Genomic DNA, 24,521 nt, shown 5'->3' on the forward strand with positions numbered 1-24,521 from the left:
TATAAGCTAAATATTGATGCAAAATACACGAGTATATAAAGGTGAAAAGTAAAAAGGAGGTGAAAATGGTGAAAATAAACCCAATAAAAACAAAAGCTATTGCATTTTTTTGTTCGTTTTTAATATTAATATCTGGATTTGCATCAACAACAATTGTTATGGCTGATACAAATGGTAATTCACCAAGTATTGTATGTATAGATACACCTATAAGCAATTATAAATTAAGCGATAATAAACTTAATGTTTCAGGGTGGTCACTAGACAAAAGTGGGGTGAAAGGAGTACAAGTATCTGTAGATAGTGGAGCAGCACAAAATGCAACAATAGGACAATTAAGGACTGATGTTGATAAATTTTATCCAGGATATACAGGTGGTAAAAACAGTGGGTATAGTGCTAGTTTAGATGTAAGTTCATTATCTACAGGAGCGCATACAGTAACTGTAAAAAGTGCTGGAAATGATGGTACTGTAACATCACAAAATGTAGTAATATATAAGGTACCAGTTGGTAGTAAAAACATGCCTCAATATGTAGACATAGATACACCATCAAATGGTTTTAATCTAGCAACTACAGGAACATTAAATGTTGCCGGTTGGTCACTTAATGGATATGGAGTACAAAAAGTACAGGTATATGTCGATAACGGTAATGAAACAGATGCAACAATAGGGTTGTCAAGAGCAGATGTAGACAAAGTTTTTCCAGGTTATGCTACTGGTAAAAGCAGTGGCTATACAGCAAGTGTAACACTTCCAACACTTTCGGATGGGATACATACTATAAAGGTTGTGAGTATTGGAAATGATGGTTCGCAGGCAGTAGGTACAGTTAATATTAAGAAAGTTTCCGAGCAAAGTATGCCTGGAAGAGTTTGTATAGATACACTACAAAATAATTCAAAGGTAAGTAGCAACGAAGTTAATGTAGCAGGCTGGTCATTGAATGTTACTGGAGTGAAAGGTGTACAGATATCTGTAGATAATGGAACTGCCCAGAATGCAACAATAGGACAATCAAGGGCTGATGTTGATAGATTTTATCAAGGATATACAGGTGGTAAAAACAGTGGGTATAGTGCTAATTTGGATGTAAGTTCATTATCTACAGGAGCACATACAGTAAAAGTAACAAGTACTGGAAATGATGGAGTCGTAACATCACAAAATGTAGTAATATATAAGGTGCCATCTGGTAGTAAAAATATGCCTCAACATGTAGACATAGATACACCATCAAATGGTTTTAATCTAGCAACTACTGGCACATTAGATGTAACAGGCTGGTCACTTAATGGATATGGAGTACAAAAAGTACAGGTATATGTGGATAATGGTAATGAAACAGATGCAACAATAGGGTTGTCAAGACCAGATGTAGACAAGGTTTTTCCAGGTTATGATACTGGTAAAAGCAGTGGCTATACAGCAAGTGTAACACTTCCAACACTTTCCGATGGGATACATACTATAAAGGTTGTAAGCATTGGAAATGATGGCTCGCAGGCAGTTGCTACAGTTAATATTAAGAAAGTTTCTGAGGCAAATATGCCAGGAATTGTATGTATTGATTCTCCAAGTTATTCACAAACAAAAGACAAGCAAATTGATGTAAGAGGCTGGGCACTAGACATAAATGGAGTGACTCGTGTACAAGTATCTATAGATAATGGAGCAATGCAAGATGCAACAATAGGACAGTCAAGACCGGATATACCTAAAGTTTATCAAGGATATAATAATGAAGCAAATAGTGGATACAGCACAAAAGTTGACATTTCAAAATTATCTATTGGAGTTCATACAATAACTGTTGTAAGTACTGGTAAAGATGGAACAACAGCAAAAAATACTACACAAATATATGTACTTCCACAAACAGCATCAGATTTATCTAGTATGGTATGTATTGACACTCCAGGCAATGATGCTTTTATAAAGGCACAAGACAATCTAGTTAATGTAATAGGCTGGTCACTTAATGCCTTTGGAGTACAAAAAGTACAGGTATATGTGGATAATATATATAATGGAGATGCAACTACAGGAATAACCAGAACTGATGTAGATAAGGTATATCCAGGATATGTAGGTGGAGTAAACAGTGGATACAATTATACAATTAACATATCATCCTTCTCATATGGAGCGCATCAGATAAGTGTTAGGAGTTTAGGCAATGATGGTAAAGTTACAAATCAGGATATAGTAATTTATAAAGTATATAACGATACTAATATTGCTTCTAAATTAGTATCATTCTTAAGCTTTCAAGATAATTTAAACATGGCAGAAGGACAAGCTGTACAGCTTCATAATGGAGATTTCCATAATAATTGTGTGTATTTTTCTAGCTCTGTTCTAAGGGATATTGGTATAAATGTTCCAATTAGTATGGCAAATACAGAACATTATGTTCCGTTTATAACATCTCTAGGATGGACAAAAGACTATGATATAAATAATCTGTATCCTGGGAACATATGTTTTACAGTTTCAGATGGAACAGGTTATCCTACGCATACATTTATATTTATGGGGTGGGTAAATCCTTTTGATCATACACTTGCATATGTTGCGGATAATCAAGATAATAAAATTCATGTCAGAAGCATGATTGATGCACCAGGCATTGACGCAACAAGTTTTGAATTTCATAATTAGTAATAGTTTTATGAAGAGATGTACAAATTTTAATTAATAAAAAGGTATCTAAAATTGTTAATAATTTTAGATACCTTTTTAAGTTATTAGATTGATAAACAAACTACAAATTTAAATGATATTTATTTAACTACCTTTATATTTTCAACTTTATAATCTTCAGTTCCTTGTACGTAAAGTCCTGCATCTTTTAACTGTTTTACGTATTTAACAATTTCAGAAGTTATTATCTCACCAGGACAGAGTACTGGAATACCTGGTGGGTAAGCCATTAAGAATTCTCCACTAATAAGTCCAACACTTTCATTTATTGGAACAGAATATTTACTTCCATAAAAAGCTTCTCTAGGAATAAGTAATTGATTAGGAATAGGTGGAATATCAATAAAGTCAGATTTTTTGTGACCTTTTCCATAATATTTATCACTTATTTCTTTTAACACTTTTAAAAGGTAATCTATATTTTCTTTTGTATCTCCAAAAGAACCAACTATCAAAACATTGTATAAATCAGATAATTCCATTTGAATGTGATATTCATTGGATAAAATCATATCCAAGTCATAACCTGTTATTCCAAGGTCTCTACAAGTTATAGTAACCTTTGTTGGATCGAATGAAAATGCACCAGGGTTATTTAAAACTTCTTCTCCAAAACAATAAAAACCAGGTATTTTGTTTATTTCTATTCTTGCATAATTACATAAATTAATAGCATAATCTAAAAGCTCTTTTCCTTGCGTTGCTATTTGTCTTCTTGCACAGTCAAGTGATGCCATTAGAATGTAAGAAGGTGAAGTAGTTTGCATAATGTTTAAAATTTGTTGAACTTTATTTATATCTACTCTATCTGAGCAAACATGAAGTAAAGAACATTGAGTGAGTGCTCCAATTATTTTATGAGTACTTTGAGCGCACATGTCAGCCCCAGCTTCAATAGCTGAAACCGGTAATTTATCATTAAATCCAAGATGTGGTCCATGGGCTTCATCAACAATCAAAGGTATATTGTAGCTATGTACAATTTCGGCAATTTTCTTTATATCAGTTGCTACACCATAATAAGTTGGGTTAATTATTAAAACAGCTTTTGCATCAGGGTTTTTCTTTAAAGTTTCTGCAACAGTTTCAGGAGTAACGCCATGAGCAATGCCTATTTTCTTATCGAGCTTAGGCTGCATATAAACAGGTATTGCACCACTCAATATAATACCACCGGTGACAGATTTATGAACGTTTCTTGGTATTATGATTTTGTCTTTGTCACTTACAACAGACATAATCATAGCTTCTATTGCACCGGAAGTTCCATGAACTGAAAAAAATGAAGCTTTTGCTCCATATGCATCAGCTGCTAATTGTTGAGATTTTTTTATTGGACCCGTAGGATGATGAAGACTATCAACTAACTTAAATACTGTAACATCGATTTTAAATGGATTTAAACCCATAAAATTTTTAAATTCTGTATCCATACCTTGACCTTTTTTATGACCGGGAACATGGAATGGAATAGTGTCTCTATTTACATACTCAAGAAGAGCATCAAAAAGAGGAGTTTCATTCTGATTAAGTTTATACACCTTTGCATAGCACCTTCTTTCAAAATATATGCATTGCCTGAGAAAAGCTAGGCATAACATGCTTTAAAACAATACTTATTATAGTTTATACAATATTCAAATGCAATATAATATTAGTTTGTAACATAGTTAAATTTAGATTGGAAGTGTTAAGTAGTTTTTATACTATCCATTTGTTGAGGAAAGTAGATTAAATAAAATTTATGAATGATTTTAATTATATGTAAAAAAATTAAGAAGAATTTAAAATAATATGATAAAATAATAACATATTAGAAACTTATTTTTCAAAAAACTAAAAAATGGATGTGATGGAATGAAAATTGTCGACAAAAAACTAATTATTTTACTTGTTGTGATTTTGTTAAGTATTTCTACAGTTTTGATAGGTTATGATCTTGATTTGAAAAATCAATTGAAGATATATAATATGAATAAAATAGTAGGGGTGAAAAGTAATAAATTAGTATATAATATTGATTCGATAAATTTAGATGAGGCTAGTAAAACTTGTACCATAGAAGGATGGGCTATTTTAAAAGGGACCAACTGTTATAATATTATACCAACCGTTATATTGAAGGGGAAAAATGGGGATATGTACAAGCTTAATACGAGAATTGTAACAAGAAGTGATATAACTAAATTTTATAATGGAAGTTTAGCTGATACTAATACGCACCTTACATGTGAAACAATAGGGAATGCAGGTGTAACAAAATATAAAAATGTATATGATAATTCTGGATTGATTGCTAAGTTTAATTTTGAAGAACTAAAGAAAAATGAAAGTTACGATATTGGTATACAATTGGATGACAATAGCGTAGTATATTTTGGTTGGACAAAAAGTAAAGTTCAAATATAGAAATTTTGACCAGGAGGAATAAAAGTGAACAACATTAAGTTTAAAATAGAAAGAAAACTTGGCAAGGGTATAATTGATAAAATACCTTTTATTATAATGTATTTTGTTCTGGTTTACATTCACAGATCTCATGTTATGGATGCATATGATGATTCTTGGTTTCAAAAAGTCACAAGCGAATATTCTCTTGTGAATTATTTAAAATTAAGGTACTTTGGATGGACAGGCAGAATGGCTTCAGAAACATTTTATTATTTTATATTTAGAGATGGAGGCAGAGTTTGGAAAATCATAAATCCATTGTTTATTGTAGTCACTGTATTTGCAATTAGCAGGATTGTTAATGGAAGAAGTAAGAATAATAAAAACAAATTTGTTATAAATTGTTATATATGCATATGCTGGGCTTTCATTAGTAAATCTGTAATTTTAAATTCTATAATGTGGATGTCTGGTTCCATAGTTTATCTTTGGAGTATGACTTTTGCTTTAATTGCAATTATACCTTTTAGAGATGCATTACTATGGGAATACAATGAAAACTTATATAAATATTTATACATTATTTGTGCATTTCTGGCATCTTTGGGAGAGGAACAAGTTTCACTTGTACTTTTGGCATTTATAACCATAATAAATATACATATATATGTAATAAACAAAAAAGTATATAAATATTTATTAATACAAAATATAGTTACATTGATAGGAACTATTATTCTTTTTAGAGCACCGGGAAATTATATTAGAAATGCAAAAGAAACTATAAATTGGTTACCTAATTATAATTTGTACAATAAATGGGAAATCGCATTTAATGGTATCCAATGGCTTTTGAGTACTTTACTAAATGATAGCAATGTTATTTTTTTGATGATTATTTTAGCTTTAAGCATATGTTTTTATAAAAGTAAATATACACAAAACAATAAAATATATGTGATTATACCTTTAGTAGGAAGCTTGTTAATTATTGCAGCAAACATATTGTCTATTGACAAGGTTATACCACCACAAATGCTTTTTGGTATAAAATTTCCACCGGTATATGAAAAGGCATGGGAGATATTAAATAAATTACTTTTTGATTTCAATACGCCAAATCCATTTGCACTTAAAAAAATAACTATTATAAAGTTTTTAATATGGCCAATAGTGATTGGCACAGTACCATATTTTGTTTTTAGAACATATAAATTTAGTATAAAAGGAGTATACCTATCCTTGATCTATATAGCATCAATATGTTCTGCTGCTATTATGTTTAAGTCAGCAACAATTTATGCATCTGGGACAAGAACATTTTATGTATCAACAATTTTGTTTTTGATACTATTCATATACTTGATTAAGGACTTGGAATTTTTTCTTAGAAAAAAATTCGTTTTTATATTACTTATAATTTCTATATTAAAATGTATTTACATGTTTGCATATTAGAAAGTTAATATATGGTTGCATTAGTGAAAGTTAATATATATCTTCAAGTATCCTTTTATTATGTTTTTTTAAAAATACATAATAAAAGGATGTTTTTATTATACAAATTTTTTCTGTATAATCCCCAGTAGAAATCGGAATTTACAATTTTTTATAAAGCTATCCTAAAAAGAGTATGCTCAATAAAGTTTATTTATTCAAAGTTTAGATGTGTATAATTTTTGTAATTTGGTAAAAAATAAAAATATAGAGAGGTGGTATATAAATGGAAGAAATAAATGCAAATATTAGAGAACGAAAGTCCAATCATGATGTTAGACGAGAAAGAAGAAAAGGATTTGTTCCTGGTGTACTTTATGGAAGGAATATAAAAAACATTTTATTTGAAATAGGAAGCATGGAGCTAACAAAAGATATTGCCAGAAACGGTGAGCATGGAATTATAGAAGTAAATTTAAACGGTGAAAAACATAAAACTGTGATAAAAGAAATACAGAAAGATTTTGTAAGCCATAAAATACTACATATTGATTTACAGGAATTGTCCCAGAATACAAAGATAGATATTGAAGTTCCAATCAATTTCAGTGGTACCGAAAACATTTCTAAGAACAATGAAATATTACAAAAAACAAAAAGTAAAATTAAAATAAGGTGTGAGGCTGAAAATATACCTAGCAATGTAAATTTGGATGTTTCAAAACTTAAGCTTGGAGAATGTATAAGAATTAGAGATGTAGAGGTTAGTTCTGAAATATCGATAATTGATGATTTAAATGCAGTAGTAGCATCATTAACAGTTCCAACAGCAGCAAATATACCTGACGAAATTGATGAAGAATAGAAATAAACCTTCTTAATTATTTACAAAAGATTATATGTAAAAAAGTATGCTAATTTTTGGTTTTATAGTATAATTATAATATTGAATATTTGAGGAGGTATTATTATATTATGACTTACAAAGAAACTTATAAAAAATGGCTGAATTCTCAATATGTTGATGAGGAAACTAAAGAGGAATTAAGAAAGATACAAGATGAAAAAGAAATAGAAGATAGATTTTATCAAGAATTAGAATTTGGAACAGGGGGACTTAGAGGAGTAATTGGAGCAGGGAGTAATAGACTTAATAATTATACAGTGGGAAAAGCAACTCAAGGTCTAGCTGATTATATAAATAAAAATTACAGTGGAGAAAAATCTGTAAGTATAGCATATGATTCAAGAAATAAGTCAAAAGAATTTGCAGACAGAGCAGCAAGTGTTTTATGTGCTAATGGAATTTCGGTAAATTTATTTGAATCCTTAAGACCAACTCCAGTACTTTCATTTACAGTAAAACATTTAAAATCCAAGGCGGGAATAGTTATAACAGCTTCACATAATCCAAAACAATATAATGGATATAAAGTTTACAATGAAGACGCTGGTCAAGTAACAGATAAGGCTGCAAAAGAGATATTAGATTGTATTACAGCATTGGAAGATTTTAGTTGCGTAAAATCTATGGATCTAGAAGAAGCCAAAAAGTCTAAACTTCTAAATATTATTGGTGAAAACGTAGATAAAGTTTACATAGAAAAGGTAAAAGATTTAACAATAAGAAAAGAACTAGTTGAAAAATATGCAAAAGACTTAAAGATAATATATACACCGATACATGGTTCTGGAAACATACCGGTTAGACGTGTATTAAAGGAATTAGGATATGAAAATGTGAACGTAGTAAAAGAACAGGAGAAACCGGATGGAAACTTTCCAACAGCTCCGTATCCAAATCCAGAGCAGCCATCAGTATTTAAATTAGCACTAGAAATGGCTAAAGAAGTTAAACCTGATGTAATATTTGGAACTGATCCTGATTGTGATAGGATTGGTATAGTTGTAAAAGATAGTGAAGGTGAGTATAAGGTTTTAACAGGTAATCAGACGGGTGTGCTTTTAACAAATTATATAATATCTTCATTAAAAGAACTTAAAGAGCTTCCTAAAAATGGGGTAGTAATAAAAACAATAGTAACATCAGAAATGGCAAGAAAAATAGCTGATGATTATAATATTGAAACTTTGGATGTACTTACTGGATTTAAGTACATAGGAGAAAAAATTAAGGAATTTGAGAACACTAAATCAAATACGTATTTATTTGGATTTGAAGAAAGTTACGGATGCTTAGCTGGGACGTTTGTAAGAGATAAAGATGCTGTAATTGGTGCAATGCTTGTTTGTGAAATGGTTTTATATTATAAAAATAAAGGATTAAGTTTATTTGATGCGTTAACTGAACTTTATAATAAATATGGTTATTATAAAGAAACATTAGTTTCATTAGAATTACAAGGAAAAGAAGGACAAGAGAAAATTCAAAAAGCATTAGAACGGTTAAGAACTTCTATGAAAAAGGAAGTTGGAGGAGTTAAAATATCTAAGGCATTTGATTACAAATTAAGTGTTGAGAAAAATATTCTTGAAGGTAGTTCAAACAAAATAGAACTCCCTAAATCTAATGTATTAAAATTTATTCTGGAGGATGGTTCTTGGTTTGTAGTTAGACCGTCTGGAACAGAACCTAAAATGAAGGTTTATATGTCTGTTATAGGTAAAAGTCAAGTAGATGCAGATGATAAGTCTGATAAATTTAATAAAAGTGTTATGGAAATAATAAATGAAGCTTGCAAATAAGACTTATTAATTAAAAGTGGGGGATAAAAAATCTTCCACTTTAAATTTTTTATGTAATCTAATATAATGTTATGGTTAGAGAATTAGTTGGGATGGTGAAAGAAATGGACATAAAAGCAGAATTTGTACAGAAAGTATCAAAATTAATATTTTTAGAATTTAAAGGTGAGAGTATACTACAAATATTTGGTGTAAATTCAAAAGAAAGCGTGTATCTTCCAGTAAGGCCTTTAAGGGTAGCTGATAAAGTTAAAGCTGGGGAAAAATTTGAAAAAATACCTGTATCATTTTTTATAGAAGGAATGTTTTATGTACTTGGTGGAGATAAAGATTTTAAATTTAATAAAATATATCTTAATATATTAAATAAAAACTGTAATGAAGCTTTAGGTTATATAAAAGGAATAATTTTTGATGAAGTAAAAAAAGGGTCTTATGAGGATGCATATATTATTATAAAAGGACTTATAAATATTGAGACTAATAAGGATAACTATGATAAACTATTTATGCTTTTAGAAAATTTGATAGAATTAGATAGTTCTTATGAAGAAGAGTATATAGAAATGTTAAATAACTCGGAAAGTATAAAAGGATATTTTGAGCCATATTATAAAAAAGCCATTATATATTATAAGCAGAAGAAGTATGAAGATGCTTGGTTTAATTTAAATACATATTTAGAGAAAACTCAAAGCAAAAGTAAAGAGGTCATTGAATTAAAACATATATTGGAAAACATAAGAAATTTTGATAAGGGTAAAGAACTTATATTTACGAATCCAAATGAAGCACTTAAACACCTTATACCACTTTTAGATGAGTTTGAAGATGATGCAATATTAAATTTTAATATTGCGGTAGCCTATAGGGTACTAGGAAACTATGAAAAAGCTATATATTATTTAAATGATGCTATGGCAATCGATAGTAGTATTGTTGACATAATAAATGAATTGGGTATAAATTACGCAGCCATTAATAATTATGATATAGCCATAAAATATTTAAGAAAAGCATTTGAGGTTACAAAATCCATTGAAATATGTACAAATCTTGTTATGTGCTATTTAAATAAAGGTGATATGAAGCAAGCTAAGTTGCATTTTGAAATCGCAAAGAAAATTAATCCTAAAGATGAGATTGTGTTGGAATTAGGGGAAATAATAAAATAATAAAATGGTAAAATGATTAATTGTAAACATAAGTAAAAGAATGTATAATAATATTTGTATAAAACAAAGAAGGAGAGATATTATGAAAGTAAGAAAAGCTATAATACCAGCAGCAGGACTTGGAACAAGATTTTTGCCTGCAACTAAAGCTCAACCTAAGGAAATGCTGCCAATAGTAGATAAGCCAACTATACAATACATAATCGAAGAAGCCGTAGCTTCTGGAATAGAAGAAATACTTGTAATTACAGGCAGAAATAAAAGGGCTATTGAGGACCATTTTGACAAATCAGTTGAACTTGAAAATGAATTAGAAAGCCATGGAAAAGATGAACTTCTAAAGATAGTTAAAGAAATTTCTAATATGGTTAACATATATTACATAAGACAAAAGGAACCTAAAGGCTTAGGACATGCAATAAGTTGTGCTAAAACTTTTGTAGGAAATGAACCATTTGCAGTTATGCTTGGAGATGATGTGGTTGACAGTAAAAAACCATGTTTGAAGCAATTAATGGATTGTTATGATGAGTATAAGACAACAATATTAGGAGTACAAGAGGTACCTCATGAGGAAGTTTCAAAGTATGGAGTTGTAAATGGAATGCACATTGAAAATTCTGTATATAAAGTTAAAGATTTAGTAGAAAAACCTAAAGTAGAAGAGGCACCTTCTGATATAGCAATACTTGGAAGATACATTATCACACCTCAAATTTTTAATATATTAGAAAATACAAAGCCAGGTAAGGGCGGAGAAATACAACTTACAGATGCATTAAAGACATTGATGCAACAAGAAGCTATGTATGCCTACACTTTTGAGGGAAGAAGATATGATGTTGGTGATAAACTAGGATTTTTAGAAGCTACTGTTGAATTTGCACTTAAAAGACCAGACCTTCAATCACAATTTATGGAGTATTTGTTAACAATAAAAAGTAATCCTAAATTTAAAACTGTATATGAAAAGGCTACAAAGAAGTAGAAATGTAAAAATGTTATATTTATAATTTATAATTTATATTGTATAATTAAAATGTGAGTTTAATTGAAACTAATATTGAAAGGAGGTGAAAAAGTGATAAAGCCTCTTATTAAAAAGAAAATTGTAACATTCTTATGTGTAATTGCAATGGCTACAGTTAGTATTAATGTTCCGGTGAAAACTTTTGCTAGTACAAATAATGCTTTACCAGCAAGACTATGGATTGATACTCCTCAAAATAATTCCAAGCAGTCATCAAACCAATTAAATGTGTCAGGGTGGGCATTGAGTGAAAATGGAGTAAAAAGCGTACAGGTAGCTTTAGATGGTGGCAATGTGCAAAATGCTACATTAGGCGGTGCAAGGCCAGATGTTGCAAACTTTTATCAAGGATATACCGGAGGTGCAAATAGTGGATACAGTGCAAATCTAGATATATCAACTCTATCATATGGTACTCATACAGTGACGGTAACCAGTACTGGAAATGATGGAAGTACTAGAACACTTGATGTGGCAATCTATAAGGCCAATTTAAATTCAAACAATTTGCCAGCAAGACTATGGATTGATTCACCTCAAAGTAATTCTAAGCAGTCATCAAACCAATTAAATGTTTCCGGATGGGCATTAAGTCAAAATGGAGTGAAAAGTGTACAAGTAGCTGTTGATGGTAAAGGTGCACAAAATGCTACATTAGGCGGTGCAAGGCCAGATGTTGCAAACTTTTATCAAGGATATACTGGAGGTGCCAATAGCGGTTATAGTACAAATATAGATATATCAAGTTTGTCATATGGTATACATACAGTAACAGTAACTAGTATTGGAAATGATGGAAGTACTAGAACACTAGACACTTCAATTTATAAAATTAATGCAGCTACTAGTAGTTTACCAGCATCTACATTTATTGATACACCTACTTCAAAGTCAAATGTATTCAGCGTGAACAACAAAGTTAGTGTATCAGGATGGTCAATAGATGGATCAGGAATGCAGAAAGTGCAAGTATATGTAGATAATTCATATAAAGGTGATGCAAATATAGGGATCTCAAGGCCAGACGTTGCAAAGGTTTATCCAAGTTATTATCAAGCGTCAACTAGTGGTTTTAACTATGACTTAGATATCTCATCAATTCCCGATGGAACGCATACTATAACGGTTAGAGGAACTGGAAATGATGGAGCAAATTCTTCAGAGAGTGTTAGTGTTACAAAAGTATCTAGTAATTCTATGGTACCAAGAATATTTATTGATACTCCAAGTTACGCTCAAGTAAGTGGTGGAAATGTAACTGTTTCGGGATGGTCCTTAAACTTGTATGGAGTACAGAAAGTACAGGTTTATGTGGACAACAATTATAAGGGTGATGCAAACATAGGTATATCAAGACCAGATGTGAATAATTTCTATACAGGATACACGGGAGCAAGCACTAGTGGATACACCTACAATTTAAGCTTAAATGGATTGTCTGCAGGAGCTCATACAGTAACAGTGAAGAGTATTGGAAATGATGGGAGTGTAACACCACTAAATTCCCAAGTATATGTATTACCAAGTGGAGTAAGCAATATGTCATCAAGAGTTTGGATAGATACACCTTCAAATGGGACTTTTTACAAAACTTCGCCTGGACAAGTTATACTTTCAGGATGGTCTCTCAGTCCATTTGGAGTTCAAAGAGTAGAAGTATTTTATGATACCTATTATATCGGTGATGCTAGTATTGGGCTAGCAAGGCCGGATGTAAATAGTTTTTATCCTGGTTATGTTGGTGGAGCAAATAGTGGATATTCATTTAATTTAAATCTATCTAATATTTCAGATGGAGTCCATACAATAACGGTTAAGAATCTTGGAACTAACAATGATAGTGCATCTGTTGATATTAAAATATACAAGTTTTCTGGAAACGGACAAAGTACGATATATAACACTTCGCTACAAAATGCAGTAACTAAACAGATGACATATGGAGATCCAGTAATGGAATCAAATGGTAACTGGATAGCGGCAGATAAAAATACTGTTCAAAAATATATGGATCCTACAAATTTTATGGATAGTTATGGTGTATATCAGTTCTTAAGACTAGATTATATGCAAGGCGTGACTGTAGATGATTTAAATAATATACTTGCGGGTAAAGGTGTGCTTGCTGGTAAGGGTGCTCAATTTTTAGATGCAGCTCAGCAAAGCAATATTAATCCTGTTTACTTAGTTTCTCATGCTTTACTTGAAACAGGTAATGGACAATCAGCCTTAGCAACAGGAATAGTTGTAAATGGTAAAAAAACATATAACTTGTTTGGAATAGGAGCTTATGACAGTAATCCAAATCAGATGGGTGCACAATATGCATATAATCAAGGTTGGTTTAGTGTTGATCAAGCTATATATGGTGGCGCACAATGGATATCTGGAAGCTATATAAATAATAGCTTCTACAAACAAAATACTTTATACAAGATGAGATGGAATCCAGCTTCGCCTACAAATCATCAGTATGCTACAGATGTAAGATGGGCATATAATCAAATTTATAATATTAAATCGCTTATAGATCAAGTCCAAAAGCCTGTATTGCAATTTGATATACCACAATACAATTAAATATGAATAAATTGTTGCTAGTGTGATGCATAAAAATGTTTAATTATATTAATAGTAACAGTTTTGATTTTAAATTAATTAGGAGGCCTTTTGGCTTCCTATATTTATTTGATAGTACTATAATCAAATGAATATAGAAATATTTTATGTTTAATATAACTAATAAATTGTCAATTTAAGCTAAAAGATTTTGATAATATGTTATACATATGATATTATATATTGGTGATAAAACTTTGATACGTATAATTGAAATAATTAATATAACTTATGAGGTGAAAAATGAAGAAAATAATGAATAACAATAAAATAATACTAGTTCTGGCTTTGTTTGTAGTTTTGGCTGGTATCTTGACGGAAACATTCGTATTTAATTCTTCATATTTTAAAATTCCTAAAAATCAACGTGGATTACATGAAATAGATGTTAATAAGTTAGTACTTAATGATTTAAAGATAGAAAATAACGAACTCTACGTAATTGGGAAAAATCCATATTTTCAAATCCCTATGAATAATTATGACATTTCGATAATGTTAAATTTAGAAAAGAAAAATAATAATTTTCAATTGTATACTAAGGATGAAAAGGGAAATATGTCAATAGTATACACTAGTAACTCCGATGTGAAAAACCGTTTAAATATTATTATTAATAATAATATTAAAAATTTGAAATTTTATATAAAAACAGATGTAGGAAAAGTAGGAATCCAATCTATCGAGATGGACAATAGATTTGAGTTTGACATAGTAAGATTTTTAGTGATGATAGGTATAGGTTATATGGTTTTAGTATTACTATATTTTAGAATTAAATTACAAAGTCGACTACATGTTGCATTCTTTGCTATTTCAATGATCTTAGGTTCTGTACTAACAATATGTGTACCACCTAATTATTCTTATGATGAATGCGCTCATTTTATTAGGGCATATGAAACTGCCTCATTTGATTTTAATTTTTCAAAAACTAAAACTTCAAATTGGATTTCAAACATAGATGAATGCTTTATATCAAATGGGCGATATAATCTTTATAATTCTTATAGGGATAGATTAGATAACGCAAAGATATTTTTTAACAATGACTATTCAAAAAATGGGCATGTGACTTCAGGAGAGGATACATATCTGTTTGTGCCATACATACCAGCGGCAGCTGGAATACTAGTAGGTAAAACTTTAAGGTTACCTTTCATAATTACATACTATCTAGGTAGGATGTTTGCGCTGTTAATATTCTCTATATTAGGGGCTTTAATAATTAAACACATTAAAATTGCTAAAAGGCTTGTGTTTATCACGTTACTTTTTCCATGTGCTGTTATGACGGCTGGTTCCTATTCAGTGGATCCTATGACACAAATATTTGCATTAGCTAGTGTGGCGATATTTATAAATATGCTTTGTGCAGAAGATAATAGCATAAGTTACATACAAGTTTTGGAGTTTGCAGGCTGCGCAGCAATAACAAGCATATGCAAAGTTCCATATGCACCACTGAGTCTCCTTATACTTGTGGTTCCGCGTTATAAATTTAAAACTATATCAAAGCAAAAATTTATTCTCTTAAAAGTTATGCCTCTATTTATAGTCGGCATAGCTGCTGCAGGAAATTTTTTCTATGGAGAGACAAAAAATATCAATCAATGGAAAGTACCTGGAGTAAACGTAAGTGCACAAGTAAAATATATTATAAGTGATCTTCCAAGGTATGCACATGTTATATATACATCGGTTACAACTTCAGTGGATATGTATTTTCAGGGGGCTATTGGGCTACTCGCATATTGTGGAAAAATAAACACGATTTGGGTTGTAATTATAGTGGTAACTATGATAATTGTTGCTGCAGTAGATGATGAGTCAGATGTTTTGAAGCTTAGAGCAAATGAAAAAATCATGCTATTATTATCCTCAACAATGTCTTGGATATTAGCTCTAACTGCACTTTATATTACATTTACTCCAGTAGGTAAAAGCACAGTTGATGGGGTTCAAGGAAGATATATTACACCTCTGATAGTTCCACTTCTTTTACTGGTGAAAAATGGAAAAATAAAAATCAACTTGAATAAGGAGAAATTAAACTGTTTTTTAATGCTAGAATGTTCAATAGTTCTTATTGTTTCCATAATAAAAGTTTTCTTTCAATATAGTAACTAATAAATAAGGGGTGTTTTCATGAATAGAAAGGACAGTAGGAGGATGCGCATAGCAATTTTAGCAGTAGTAGTGCTTGTTATAGGCATTTTTCTTGAAGTAGTTGTGTTTAATTTTAATCACTTTAAAATTGCTAGAAGTGAGAGAGGTTTGTATAACGTAAGTGTAGATAATATTTCACTTAATGGATTAAAAAGGGATAGTAATGGGTTATATGTAACCGGAAAAGAGGCATATTTTGAAGTTCCAGTTAATAGATATGCAGCAAAGGTTAGATTAAATTTTAAACAAGGAAGTCAAAGTTTTAAAGTTTATACTAAAGATATAAATGGAAATATCTCTATGACCTATACTAGTAATTCTGATATAAAAGGTTTTTTAAACATAGATATAAATGAAAATATAAAAAATATAAAGTTTTATGTGGAGGCTGACAGCAGTAAACAAAGCATAGGACTTCAAAGTGTTGATATTAATAACAAATTCTATTTCAATATTATAAGGTTTTTATTGACGATAGTGATAATATATATTCTATTGGCAATAGTGATTTTTAAAAAATATCTTCAAAAGAATTTACATGTTTCATTTATAGCTATTTCACTAGCTTTGGGTACAATGTTTATAATTTGTGTTCCTCAATATTATTCTTATGATGAAAGTGCACATTTTTTGAGGTCATATGAAACAGCTTCTTTTGATTTTAATTTTTCAAAAACAAAACAATCAAAATGGATTTCAAACATAGATGCTTTTACTGGCTATAGTGGACATGGTGGTTTATATAATTCATATGTGGATAGAATAGACAGTGTTATAACATTCTTTAACAATGACTATACGAATGAAAAACATATTAATTCTCCTGAAGATACATATCTGTTTGTGCCATATATACCACAGTCCATAGGAATATTTGTTGGAAAGACGTTGAGGTTACCATTTATATTAACATTCTACTTAGGAAGATTTTTTTCTCTTTTAGTATTTTCATTATTAGGGGGGGTAATAATAAAGCGTATTAAAATTGCTAAGCGGTTGGTATTTATAATTTTGCTTTTTCCATGTGTAATTTTAACAGCGGGAGCATATTCAGTTGATCCAATGTCACAAATATTTGCAATAGCAGCTGTTGCTATCTTTGTAAATATGCTGTGTGAAAAAGAAAATAGTATAGGGTATAGACAAATTGCCCAATTTGTTGCTTGCGTGGCGGTAACAACTATGTGTAAGGTACCATATGCACCCTTGATACTTCTGATTTTAGCAGTCCCAACCAATAAATTCCGTAATAACAAAAAAATGGACAAGTATTTAGTTAAACTTATTCCTTTTGTCATAATTGGAGTGGTGGCGATAGCAACATTTTTATATGGAGAGTCAAAAAATATTAACCAATGGGGCGTACCTGGTGTAAATGTTAAAGGACAAGTTTCTTTTATTATTAGGAACCTACCACAATACGCATATATCATAGTCAAATTTATTTCTTCATCAACGCTTGGATTATTCCAAGGTGCAATTTCATCATTAGCGTACTGTGGAGGAATTGATTCAGTATGGTTTATGATAATATTGATTACGTTATTTGTTGTTGCAATTGTAGATGCTGAAGACGATGTACTGATTTTAGGGAAAGCAGAAAAGAAGATTATGGGGATTTCAATTATATTATCATGGGTATTAGTATTGACAGCCCTTTATCTTACATTTACACCTGTTGCGAAAAATACAATTGATGGAGTTCAAGGTAGGTATATAACACCTTTATTGTTACCATTGTTGTTGTTATTTAAAAACAATAAAATATCAAGTAAATTTAATAAAGAAAAACTAAATTACGCTATTATAGTGATGACGACAATTATACTTAGTGTATCCGCAATATACATCTATCTTCAATTTAGTAACTAAATAGTTTATAAAATTAAGAGGCCACTTCAAAATATGTCGTAGAATATATTTAAAGTATGGCCTCTATCTATATTTTCTATGTTAAGACGAAAAATGTTATCTAAAAAAACATTCTATGAATAAATAGACAAATAAAATGGTTTATTGTATAATTAATTTGTTTGTTTTTAATATTTTACATATGATTTTAAGGAGGCAATACATAATGAAAGGAATTATTTTAGCAGGAGGATCAGGTACTAGATTATATCCATTAACAAAAGCAGTATCGAAACAAATACTTCCTATTTATGATAAACCTATGATATATTATCCACTATCTGTTTTGATGTTAGCAGATATAAGAGAAATTTTAATAATATCAACACCAAGAGATTTAGAAGTATTTAAAGAACTACTAGGTGATGGAAGTCAATTTGGATTAGACTTAAGTTATGCTGTCCAAGATGAGCCAAGAGGACTAGCTGATGCATTTATTATCGGAGAAAAGTTTATAGGAAATGATAAAGTAGCATTGGTTCTAGGAGATAATATTTTCTATGGCTATGGATTTACAGAAAGATTGAAAAATGCTGCTTTAAGAGAAAAAGGAGCTACCATTTTTGGATATCATGTAAGTAATCCTAGAGCTTATGGAGTAGTTGAATTTGATGAAGATAATAATGTAATTTCAATTGAAGAAAAACCAGAAAATCCAAAATCTAATTATGCTGTGCCTGGATTGTATTTCTATGATAATGACGTTGTAGAAATTGCAAAAAATGTTAAACCATCAGCAAGAGGCGAAGTGGAAATAACAGCGGTAAATAATGAATACTTGAATAGTGGAAATTTAAAGGTAGAACTTTTTGGAAGAGGTATGGCTTGGTTTGATACAGGAACTCATAGAAACCTTTTGGATGCTGCTAATTTTGTAGAAGCAATTCAAACAAGACAAGGTTTATATATAGCTTGTATAGAAGAAATTGCTTATAGGAACAAGTGGATTGATGGAGAGCAAGTTAAAACTCTGGCTAAGCCTTTGATGAAGACAGAATATGGCAAATACTTAATGAGTTTAACTGAAAAGAAATAATTTTGGAGGTATTAATATTATGAAAACATATTTAGTTACAGGTGGAGCTGGCTTCATAGGCTCAAATTTTGTACATTATATGCTAAAAAAATACAATGATATAAAAATAATAAATATTGATAAATTAACATATGCAGGAAATTTAGAAAACCTTAAAGAGATAGAAAAGAATCCAAATTATTCTTTTGTACAAGGTGATATATGTGACAAAGAAACTATCGAGAAAATATTTGAAGAAAATGAAATTGATTATCTTGTTAATTTTGCAGCTGAATCACATGTTGATAGAAGTATTAGAGAACCAGAAGTTTTTGCAAAAACAAATGTTTTAGGTACAGTCACATTACTTAATGCAGCAAAAAAATATTGGGAAACAGAAGATGGATTTAAGGCTGGTAAAAAGTATCTTCAAGTATCAACAGATGAGGTTTATGGTTCACTTGGAGAAACTGGTTACTTTATGGAAACAACCCCACTGGATTCACATAGCCCATATTCTTCAAGTAAAGCTGGGGCAGACCTTATGGTAAAGGCATATTTTGATACATTTAAAATGCCAGTTAATATAACAAGATGTTCTAATAACTATGGACCATATCAATTTCCTGAAAAATTAATTCCACTTATAATAAATAATTGTTTAGCTAAAAAAGACTTACCTGTTTATGGTGATGGACTTAATATAAGAGATTGGCTTTATGTTGAAGATCATTGCAAAGCTATTGACATGGTAATTAATGATGGCAGACTAGGTGAAGTTTATAATGTAGGTGGACATAATGAAAGAACAAATATTTACATAGTCAAGACTATAATTGAATATGTTGGAAATAATATAGATAGTGCGGTTACAGAAAACCTAATAAAATACGTAGAAGATAGAAAAGGTCATGACAGAAGATACGGAATTGATCCTACAAAAATTAAAGAAGAACTTGGATGGGAACCTGAAACAACTTTTGAAGTTGGCATTAAGAAAACTATACAGTGGTATTTAGACAATAAGGAATGGATGAATAACATTACTTCAGGACAATATCAAAATTATTACGAAAAAATGTATGGAAGAAACTAAGGAGTGATTTAGGTGGGAAAATTTACTTTTCATAAAACTGAAATTGAAGGTGTCTTTATAATTGAACCACAGGTTTTTGGCGATAATAGAGGCTATTTCATGGAAACATATAATTTAGATGAATTCAAAGAAGCTGGAATTGACAAGGAATTTGTTCAAGATAATCAATCAAAATCTAAAAAAGGTGTTCTAAGAGGTTTGCATTTTCAGTCTGAGCACTCACAAGGAAAACTTGTAAGAGTAATCAAAGGTGAAGTTTTTGATGTTGCAGTTGATCTTAGAAAAAATTCAACTACTTATGGTAAATGGGTAGGTGTAAAATTAAGCGATGAGAATAAAAAACAATTTTATATACCAGAAGGGTTTGCACACGGATTTTTAGTACTTTCTGATGAAGCAGAATTTGTATATAAGTGCACAGATTTATATCATCCTGAAGTTGAAGGTGGAATTGCTTATAATGATCCTGAAATAGGAATAAAATGGCCAACAGATGGAATAGATGAATTAATTTTATCAGAGAAAGATAAGAAATGGAAAGGTTTGAAAGAAAGTAAAATAGAATTCTAGTTGAATTTTAGGCTATACCATAACTAAACTTACGGTATGCCTTTAATTTTTATTGGTAAACATTATTTTTTACAAGAGAGGTAGTACAATGAAAAAAAGCCAATCTCTAAATACTATGTATGAATTACTGCTTACATTAGTAGATGTGATAATTATAGTAGCATCAATATATTTATCGTATATAATAGAATTTCATAGGTTATATCCACCAAAACATAATTTTAATCCATTTATAATAACTGTTCCATTTATAATAATTATTTATTTGCTACTTATGTATATATATGGACTATCTGATTTAATTAAACAATCAGTAGGAGAAATTGTCTACTCTGTTTTCTTGACCATAATCTTACTTTCAATATTTACAATGGCAGCAACATTCTTTTTCAGAGGTTTTGGATATCCAAGAGGGGTAGTTGCTTATAGTTCCGTTATTCAAATAATATTACTCAGTTTATGGAAATCAATCATATGGAAAGTTAAAAGGATTTTATATGGACAAAAAGATGTTATTATAATAGGAGGAACAAATGTAGAACATGTTGCTAAAAAGGTTATTATGAAGCAAAGTGATCTTTATAGAATCAAATATATTTGTGACGCTTCTTATGATAATGTAACTAAACTAATAAATGAAGTTGAAATTGTAATATTATGTGATGATATTAGCAGTGAATTTAAAGATTATATACTTGATAAGTGTTTAGTTGAACAAAAAAGTGTTCTAATTGTTCCAACAATGAGTGATCTTGCACTTTTTGGATCTAAGCTAAATACCATTGATGATTTGCCACTTCTTAAGGCGAAACCACTATGTCTTACAGCAGAGGAAAAAGCTATAAAAAGAATATTAGATGTTATATTGGCACTTATAGGAGTTATTATCAGTTCTCCGTTTATGATAATAGTTGCTTTTGCTATTAAAATATCAGATAGAGGAAATGTTTTTTATACACAAGAGAGAGTTACAGAAGCAGGAAAAACCTTTAATTTAATAAAATTTAGATCTATGAAGATGAATGCTGAAAAATTATCGGGTCCTGTGCTTGCAACAGATAAAGACCCTAGAATAACAAATATAGGTAGACTCATTAGGGCAACTAGGTTAGATGAGCTTCCTCAACTACTCAATATATTGAAGGGTGATATGAGTATAGTAGGGCCAAGACCTGAAAGACCATTTTATGTTGATAAGTTTGAAAAAGAAATACCTGATTATAAATATAGAACAACAGTAAAAGCAGGACTTACAGGTCTTGCACAGGTTCTTGGTAAATACAATACTACTGCAGAGGATAAAGTGAGATACGATATAATATACATTAAGAATTATTCTATACTTTTAGACATAAAACTTATACTGCAAACTGTGAAGATTATTTTTATGAAGGAAAGTACTGAGGGAGTAAAATCAGTAGATGAATTAGATACTTTGATTAGAAAAAGAAATTTAAATATTAAGATATATAAAAATAGTTGAATTAATTTATTCAATAAGTTAACATTAATTTGTTTCAAACTAATTAGTATAAGAAATTTTGAGGGTGATTTAATGATAAATACTATAAAAGAAGTAACTAAATATATCAAGGAAATACTTGCATCGAAAGAATTACTTTTTAATTTAACATCAAAAGAATTGAAATTAAAATATAGAAATTCTGTATTAGGGTTTTTTTGGTCCTTCTTAAATCCGATACTACAACTACTAGTTTACACTTTAGTATTTAAGTATTTTATGAAAAACTCAATTCATAATTTTACAGTATATCTATTATGTGGATTATTACCTTGGCAATTTTTTCAAACATCAGTGCAAGCTAGTACAGGATCAATAATCTCCAATGCTAATTTGATAAAAAAGGCTTATTTTCCAAGGGAAATACTGCCGTTATCGTTGATATTTTCGAATTTTGTGAATTTTATAATCACGTTGATTATACTTTTTTTTGCTGTAATTATAACACATACACCAATAGGCATACCTTTAATTGAATTACCTTTAGTATTAATATTACTTTTATTATTAACTATAGGACTTTCATTAATATTATCCAGTTTAAATGTTTTATATAGAGATATCCAACATTTTGTTGAGGTAATATTTATGCTTTGGTTTTATCTTACACCAATAGTGTATAATTTAAATACAATGAATACTGGAAAACTGGCAAAATATAAATTCCTTTTAAATTTTAATCCTATGAAATTAATCACAGATTGTGTAAAAGATAATCTGTATTCAAATTCTTTTGCTGACCCTAAGAAACTATTGGTTATAGCTATTCTTGATTTAATATTAATAGTAGGTGGGCTTTTCTTATTTAGAAAAATAGAAGTGGTATTTGCAGAAGAAATATAACAATATCGGAAGGGTTGGATTAATATGTCGGTTATTGAATTTAAAAATGTAACAAAACATTTTAAAATATATAAAAATAAAAATTACTCGTTAAAGGAAAAATTTTTAACTACAGTTTTAAAAAGAGATAAGTTGCAGGTTACAATTATAGATGTACTTAAAGATGCATCATTTAAGATTGAAAAAGGTGAAACGGTTGGTATAATTGGAGAAAATGGTACAGGAAAAAGCACTAGCCTTAAATTGATTTCAAATATTTTAAAGCCAAATGCTGGAGAAATAATTGTAAATGGTAAAATTTCATCACTACTTGAAATTGGAGTAGGCTTTCAACCAGACTTGTCAGGTAGAGAAAATGTATACATGTATGGGTCAATATTAGGGCTTAGTAAGTCTGAAATAGATAATAGATATGATGAAATTGTTGAATTTGCAGAATTATCAAATTTTATGGACACTCCTGTAAAAAATTATTCATCTGGTATGTATATGAGACTGGCATTTTCTGTAGCAGTTAGTGTTGATCCAGACATTTTACTGGTGGACGAAGTTTTGGCTGTTGGAGATGCTAACTTTCAGAAAAAATGTCTTGATAGGATTCAATCGTTTAAAGAACAAGGAAAAACAATTGTATTTGTATCTCATGATATGAGTATAGTAAATAAAATATGTGATAGAGTTATATTTATAAAAAAAGGCGGATTTGTAATTGAAGATACTCCTGAAAGAATGATAGGATTATATATGAAACTGTTGTCTGCAGCAGGAGAAGCAAAAGAAGAAATTAACAAAAAAATAGAAAACAATGAAATAGATGAGGTAGTAAAATTAGGTGAAGGTGAAAATTTTGATTTGCATGAAGCAAAAGAATTTTCAAATGGTAATAGAGAGGGAAACCGAAAACTTGAAATTACTAAAGTGTATTTTTCAGAAAAGAGTGGTTTAGCAAGAAATACATTTAGAACAGGTGAAAATATAAAGGTAAATCTTGAATATATAAAAAATGAATTTGTACAAGATGCTATATTATACTTTGAATTGGTTACCGAAGAAGGTTTGAAGCTTTCGTATCATGATTGTGGGCAAGATGGTATATTGTTAACGAATATTAAGAACACTAATATTATTACTTTTGAAATTAAAGATAATCTTTTTTTACATTCTAAATATTATTTTTCAGTAGGATTAAAAAACAGTGATGGAACTGAAATATATGATTATAGAAATAAACATTACTACTTTGTTATAGAAAAAGGTGATATAAAAGAAGAAGGAAAAATAAGATTGAAGTGTGAATGGATGGTGTAGCTTAAGTATAAAGGTGGG

General features: G+C 29.8%; 17 protein-coding genes. 16 read left to right on the top strand and 1 reads right to left on the bottom strand.

The window, feature by feature from the left end; translation table 11 throughout:
• Window positions 1-65 precede the first annotated feature (65 nt).
• A complete protein-coding gene (locus tag B8978_RS05570; protein WP_084114587.1) occupies window positions 66-2,669 on the top strand; it encodes an Ig-like domain-containing protein in 2,604 nt (867 codons plus the stop codon).
• Between the two features lie 122 nt (window positions 2,670-2,791).
• On the opposite strand, the gene B8978_RS05575 is transcribed toward B8978_RS05570, so the two are convergent.
• Window positions 2,792-4,252 carry an aminotransferase class I/II-fold pyridoxal phosphate-dependent enzyme gene (locus B8978_RS05575; protein ID WP_084114589.1) on the bottom strand — a complete coding sequence of 487 codons (1,461 nt, stop codon included), beginning with the start codon at window positions 4,250-4,252 and terminating at the stop codon, window positions 2,792-2,794.
• 316 nt (window positions 4,253-4,568) lie between these two features.
• On the opposite strand from B8978_RS05575, the gene B8978_RS05580 reads away from it, so the two are divergent.
• The 15 genes from B8978_RS05580 to B8978_RS05650 all read left to right on the top strand — a co-directional run bounded on the left by B8978_RS05580 (window position 4,569) and on the right by B8978_RS05650 (window position 24,503).
• Complete coding sequence (locus B8978_RS05580; protein WP_084114590.1) at window positions 4,569-5,120, top strand: hypothetical protein; 552 nt, start codon at window positions 4,569-4,571, stop codon at window positions 5,118-5,120.
• Window positions 5,121-5,144: 24 nt separating this feature from the next.
• On the top strand, window positions 5,145-6,560 hold the full coding sequence (locus B8978_RS05585; protein WP_242950495.1) for a DUF6056 family protein: 1,416 nt from the start codon (window positions 5,145-5,147) through the stop codon (window positions 6,558-6,560).
• A gap of 265 nt (window positions 6,561-6,825) precedes the next feature.
• The gene (locus B8978_RS05590; protein ID WP_084114592.1) at window positions 6,826-7,404 is read left to right on the top strand and encodes a 50S ribosomal protein L25; all 579 of its coding nucleotides are present in this window, start codon (window positions 6,826-6,828) and stop codon (window positions 7,402-7,404) included.
• A gap of 110 nt (window positions 7,405-7,514) precedes the next feature.
• Entirely contained in the window at window positions 7,515-9,245 is a 1,731-nt protein-coding gene (locus B8978_RS05595) for a phospho-sugar mutase (protein ID WP_084114593.1), read from the top strand.
• A 104-nt stretch (window positions 9,246-9,349) separates the two neighbouring features.
• A complete protein-coding gene (locus B8978_RS05600) occupies window positions 9,350-10,420 on the top strand; it encodes a tetratricopeptide repeat protein (RefSeq protein WP_084114594.1) in 1,071 nt (356 codons plus the stop codon).
• An 82-nt stretch (window positions 10,421-10,502) separates the two neighbouring features.
• Window positions 10,503-11,408, top strand: a complete 906-nt coding sequence (gene galU / locus B8978_RS05605) for a UTP--glucose-1-phosphate uridylyltransferase GalU (protein ID WP_084114595.1) — start codon at window positions 10,503-10,505, stop codon at window positions 11,406-11,408.
• Between the two features lie 93 nt (window positions 11,409-11,501).
• Complete coding sequence (locus tag B8978_RS19755; RefSeq protein WP_176212622.1) at window positions 11,502-14,030, top strand: Ig-like domain-containing protein; 2,529 nt, start codon at window positions 11,502-11,504, stop codon at window positions 14,028-14,030.
• Between the two features lie 282 nt (window positions 14,031-14,312).
• Entirely contained in the window at window positions 14,313-16,199 is a 1,887-nt protein-coding gene (locus tag B8978_RS05615; protein ID WP_084114596.1) for a DUF2142 domain-containing protein, read from the top strand.
• An 18-nt stretch (window positions 16,200-16,217) separates the two neighbouring features.
• Window positions 16,218-18,110 carry a DUF2142 domain-containing protein gene (locus B8978_RS05620; protein ID WP_084114597.1) on the top strand — a complete coding sequence of 631 codons (1,893 nt, stop codon included), beginning with the start codon at window positions 16,218-16,220 and terminating at the stop codon, window positions 18,108-18,110.
• Window positions 18,111-18,315: 205 nt separating this feature from the next.
• Window positions 18,316-19,185 carry a glucose-1-phosphate thymidylyltransferase RfbA gene (rfbA, locus tag B8978_RS05625; RefSeq protein WP_084114598.1) on the top strand — a complete coding sequence of 290 codons (870 nt, stop codon included), beginning with the start codon at window positions 18,316-18,318 and terminating at the stop codon, window positions 19,183-19,185.
• Window positions 19,186-19,204: 19 nt separating this feature from the next.
• On the top strand, window positions 19,205-20,260 hold the full coding sequence (rfbB, locus tag B8978_RS05630; protein WP_084114599.1) for a dTDP-glucose 4,6-dehydratase: 1,056 nt from the start codon (window positions 19,205-19,207) through the stop codon (window positions 20,258-20,260).
• A gap of 12 nt (window positions 20,261-20,272) precedes the next feature.
• Window positions 20,273-20,830, top strand: coding sequence for a dTDP-4-dehydrorhamnose 3,5-epimerase (rfbC, locus tag B8978_RS05635; RefSeq protein WP_084114600.1), 558 nt, complete (start codon window positions 20,273-20,275; stop codon window positions 20,828-20,830).
• Window positions 20,831-20,918: 88 nt separating this feature from the next.
• Window positions 20,919-22,313 carry a sugar transferase gene (locus tag B8978_RS05640; protein ID WP_084114601.1) on the top strand — a complete coding sequence of 465 codons (1,395 nt, stop codon included), beginning with the start codon at window positions 20,919-20,921 and terminating at the stop codon, window positions 22,311-22,313.
• 72 nt (window positions 22,314-22,385) lie between these two features.
• Window positions 22,386-23,195 (top strand): ABC transporter permease, encoded by an 810-nt coding sequence (locus B8978_RS05645; RefSeq protein WP_084114602.1) that lies wholly within the window; start codon window positions 22,386-22,388, stop codon window positions 23,193-23,195.
• A gap of 24 nt (window positions 23,196-23,219) precedes the next feature.
• On the top strand, window positions 23,220-24,503 hold the full coding sequence (locus B8978_RS05650) for an ABC transporter ATP-binding protein (RefSeq protein ID WP_084114603.1): 1,284 nt from the start codon (window positions 23,220-23,222) through the stop codon (window positions 24,501-24,503).
• Window positions 24,504-24,521: the final 18 nt, after the last annotated feature.

Origin of the sequence: Clostridium acidisoli DSM 12555 (assembly GCF_900176305.1) — a bacterium.
Taxonomy (GTDB): Bacteria; Bacillota; Clostridia; order Clostridiales; family Clostridiaceae; genus Clostridium_I; species Clostridium_I acidisoli.

Excerpts from the sequence above, each read along its gene's own strand:
- B8978_RS05645 (WP_084114602.1), top strand. The coding sequence starts at position 22,386 with ATGATAAATACTATAAAAGAAGTAACTAAATATATCAAGGAAATACTT.
- rfbB (WP_084114599.1), top strand. The coding sequence starts at position 19,205 with ATGAAAACATATTTAGTTACAGGTGGAGCTGGCTTCATAGGCTCAAAT.
- rfbA (WP_084114598.1), top strand. The coding sequence starts at position 18,316 with ATGAAAGGAATTATTTTAGCAGGAGGATCAGGTACTAGATTATATCCA.
- B8978_RS05615 (WP_084114596.1), top strand. The coding sequence starts at position 14,313 with ATGAAGAAAATAATGAATAACAATAAAATAATACTAGTTCTGGCTTTG.
- B8978_RS05620 (WP_084114597.1), top strand. The coding sequence starts at position 16,218 with ATGAATAGAAAGGACAGTAGGAGGATGCGCATAGCAATTTTAGCAGTA.
- B8978_RS05580 (WP_084114590.1), top strand. The coding sequence starts at position 4,569 with ATGAAAATTGTCGACAAAAAACTAATTATTTTACTTGTTGTGATTTTG.
- B8978_RS05595 (WP_084114593.1), top strand. The coding sequence starts at position 7,515 with ATGACTTACAAAGAAACTTATAAAAAATGGCTGAATTCTCAATATGTT.
- B8978_RS05570 (WP_084114587.1), top strand. The coding sequence starts at position 66 with ATGGTGAAAATAAACCCAATAAAAACAAAAGCTATTGCATTTTTTTGT.
- B8978_RS05590 (WP_084114592.1), top strand. The coding sequence starts at position 6,826 with ATGGAAGAAATAAATGCAAATATTAGAGAACGAAAGTCCAATCATGAT.
- B8978_RS05650 (WP_084114603.1), top strand. The coding sequence starts at position 23,220 with ATGTCGGTTATTGAATTTAAAAATGTAACAAAACATTTTAAAATATAT.
- B8978_RS05640 (WP_084114601.1), top strand. The coding sequence starts at position 20,919 with ATGAAAAAAAGCCAATCTCTAAATACTATGTATGAATTACTGCTTACA.
- B8978_RS05600 (WP_084114594.1), top strand. The coding sequence starts at position 9,350 with ATGGACATAAAAGCAGAATTTGTACAGAAAGTATCAAAATTAATATTT.
- galU (WP_084114595.1), top strand. The coding sequence starts at position 10,503 with ATGAAAGTAAGAAAAGCTATAATACCAGCAGCAGGACTTGGAACAAGA.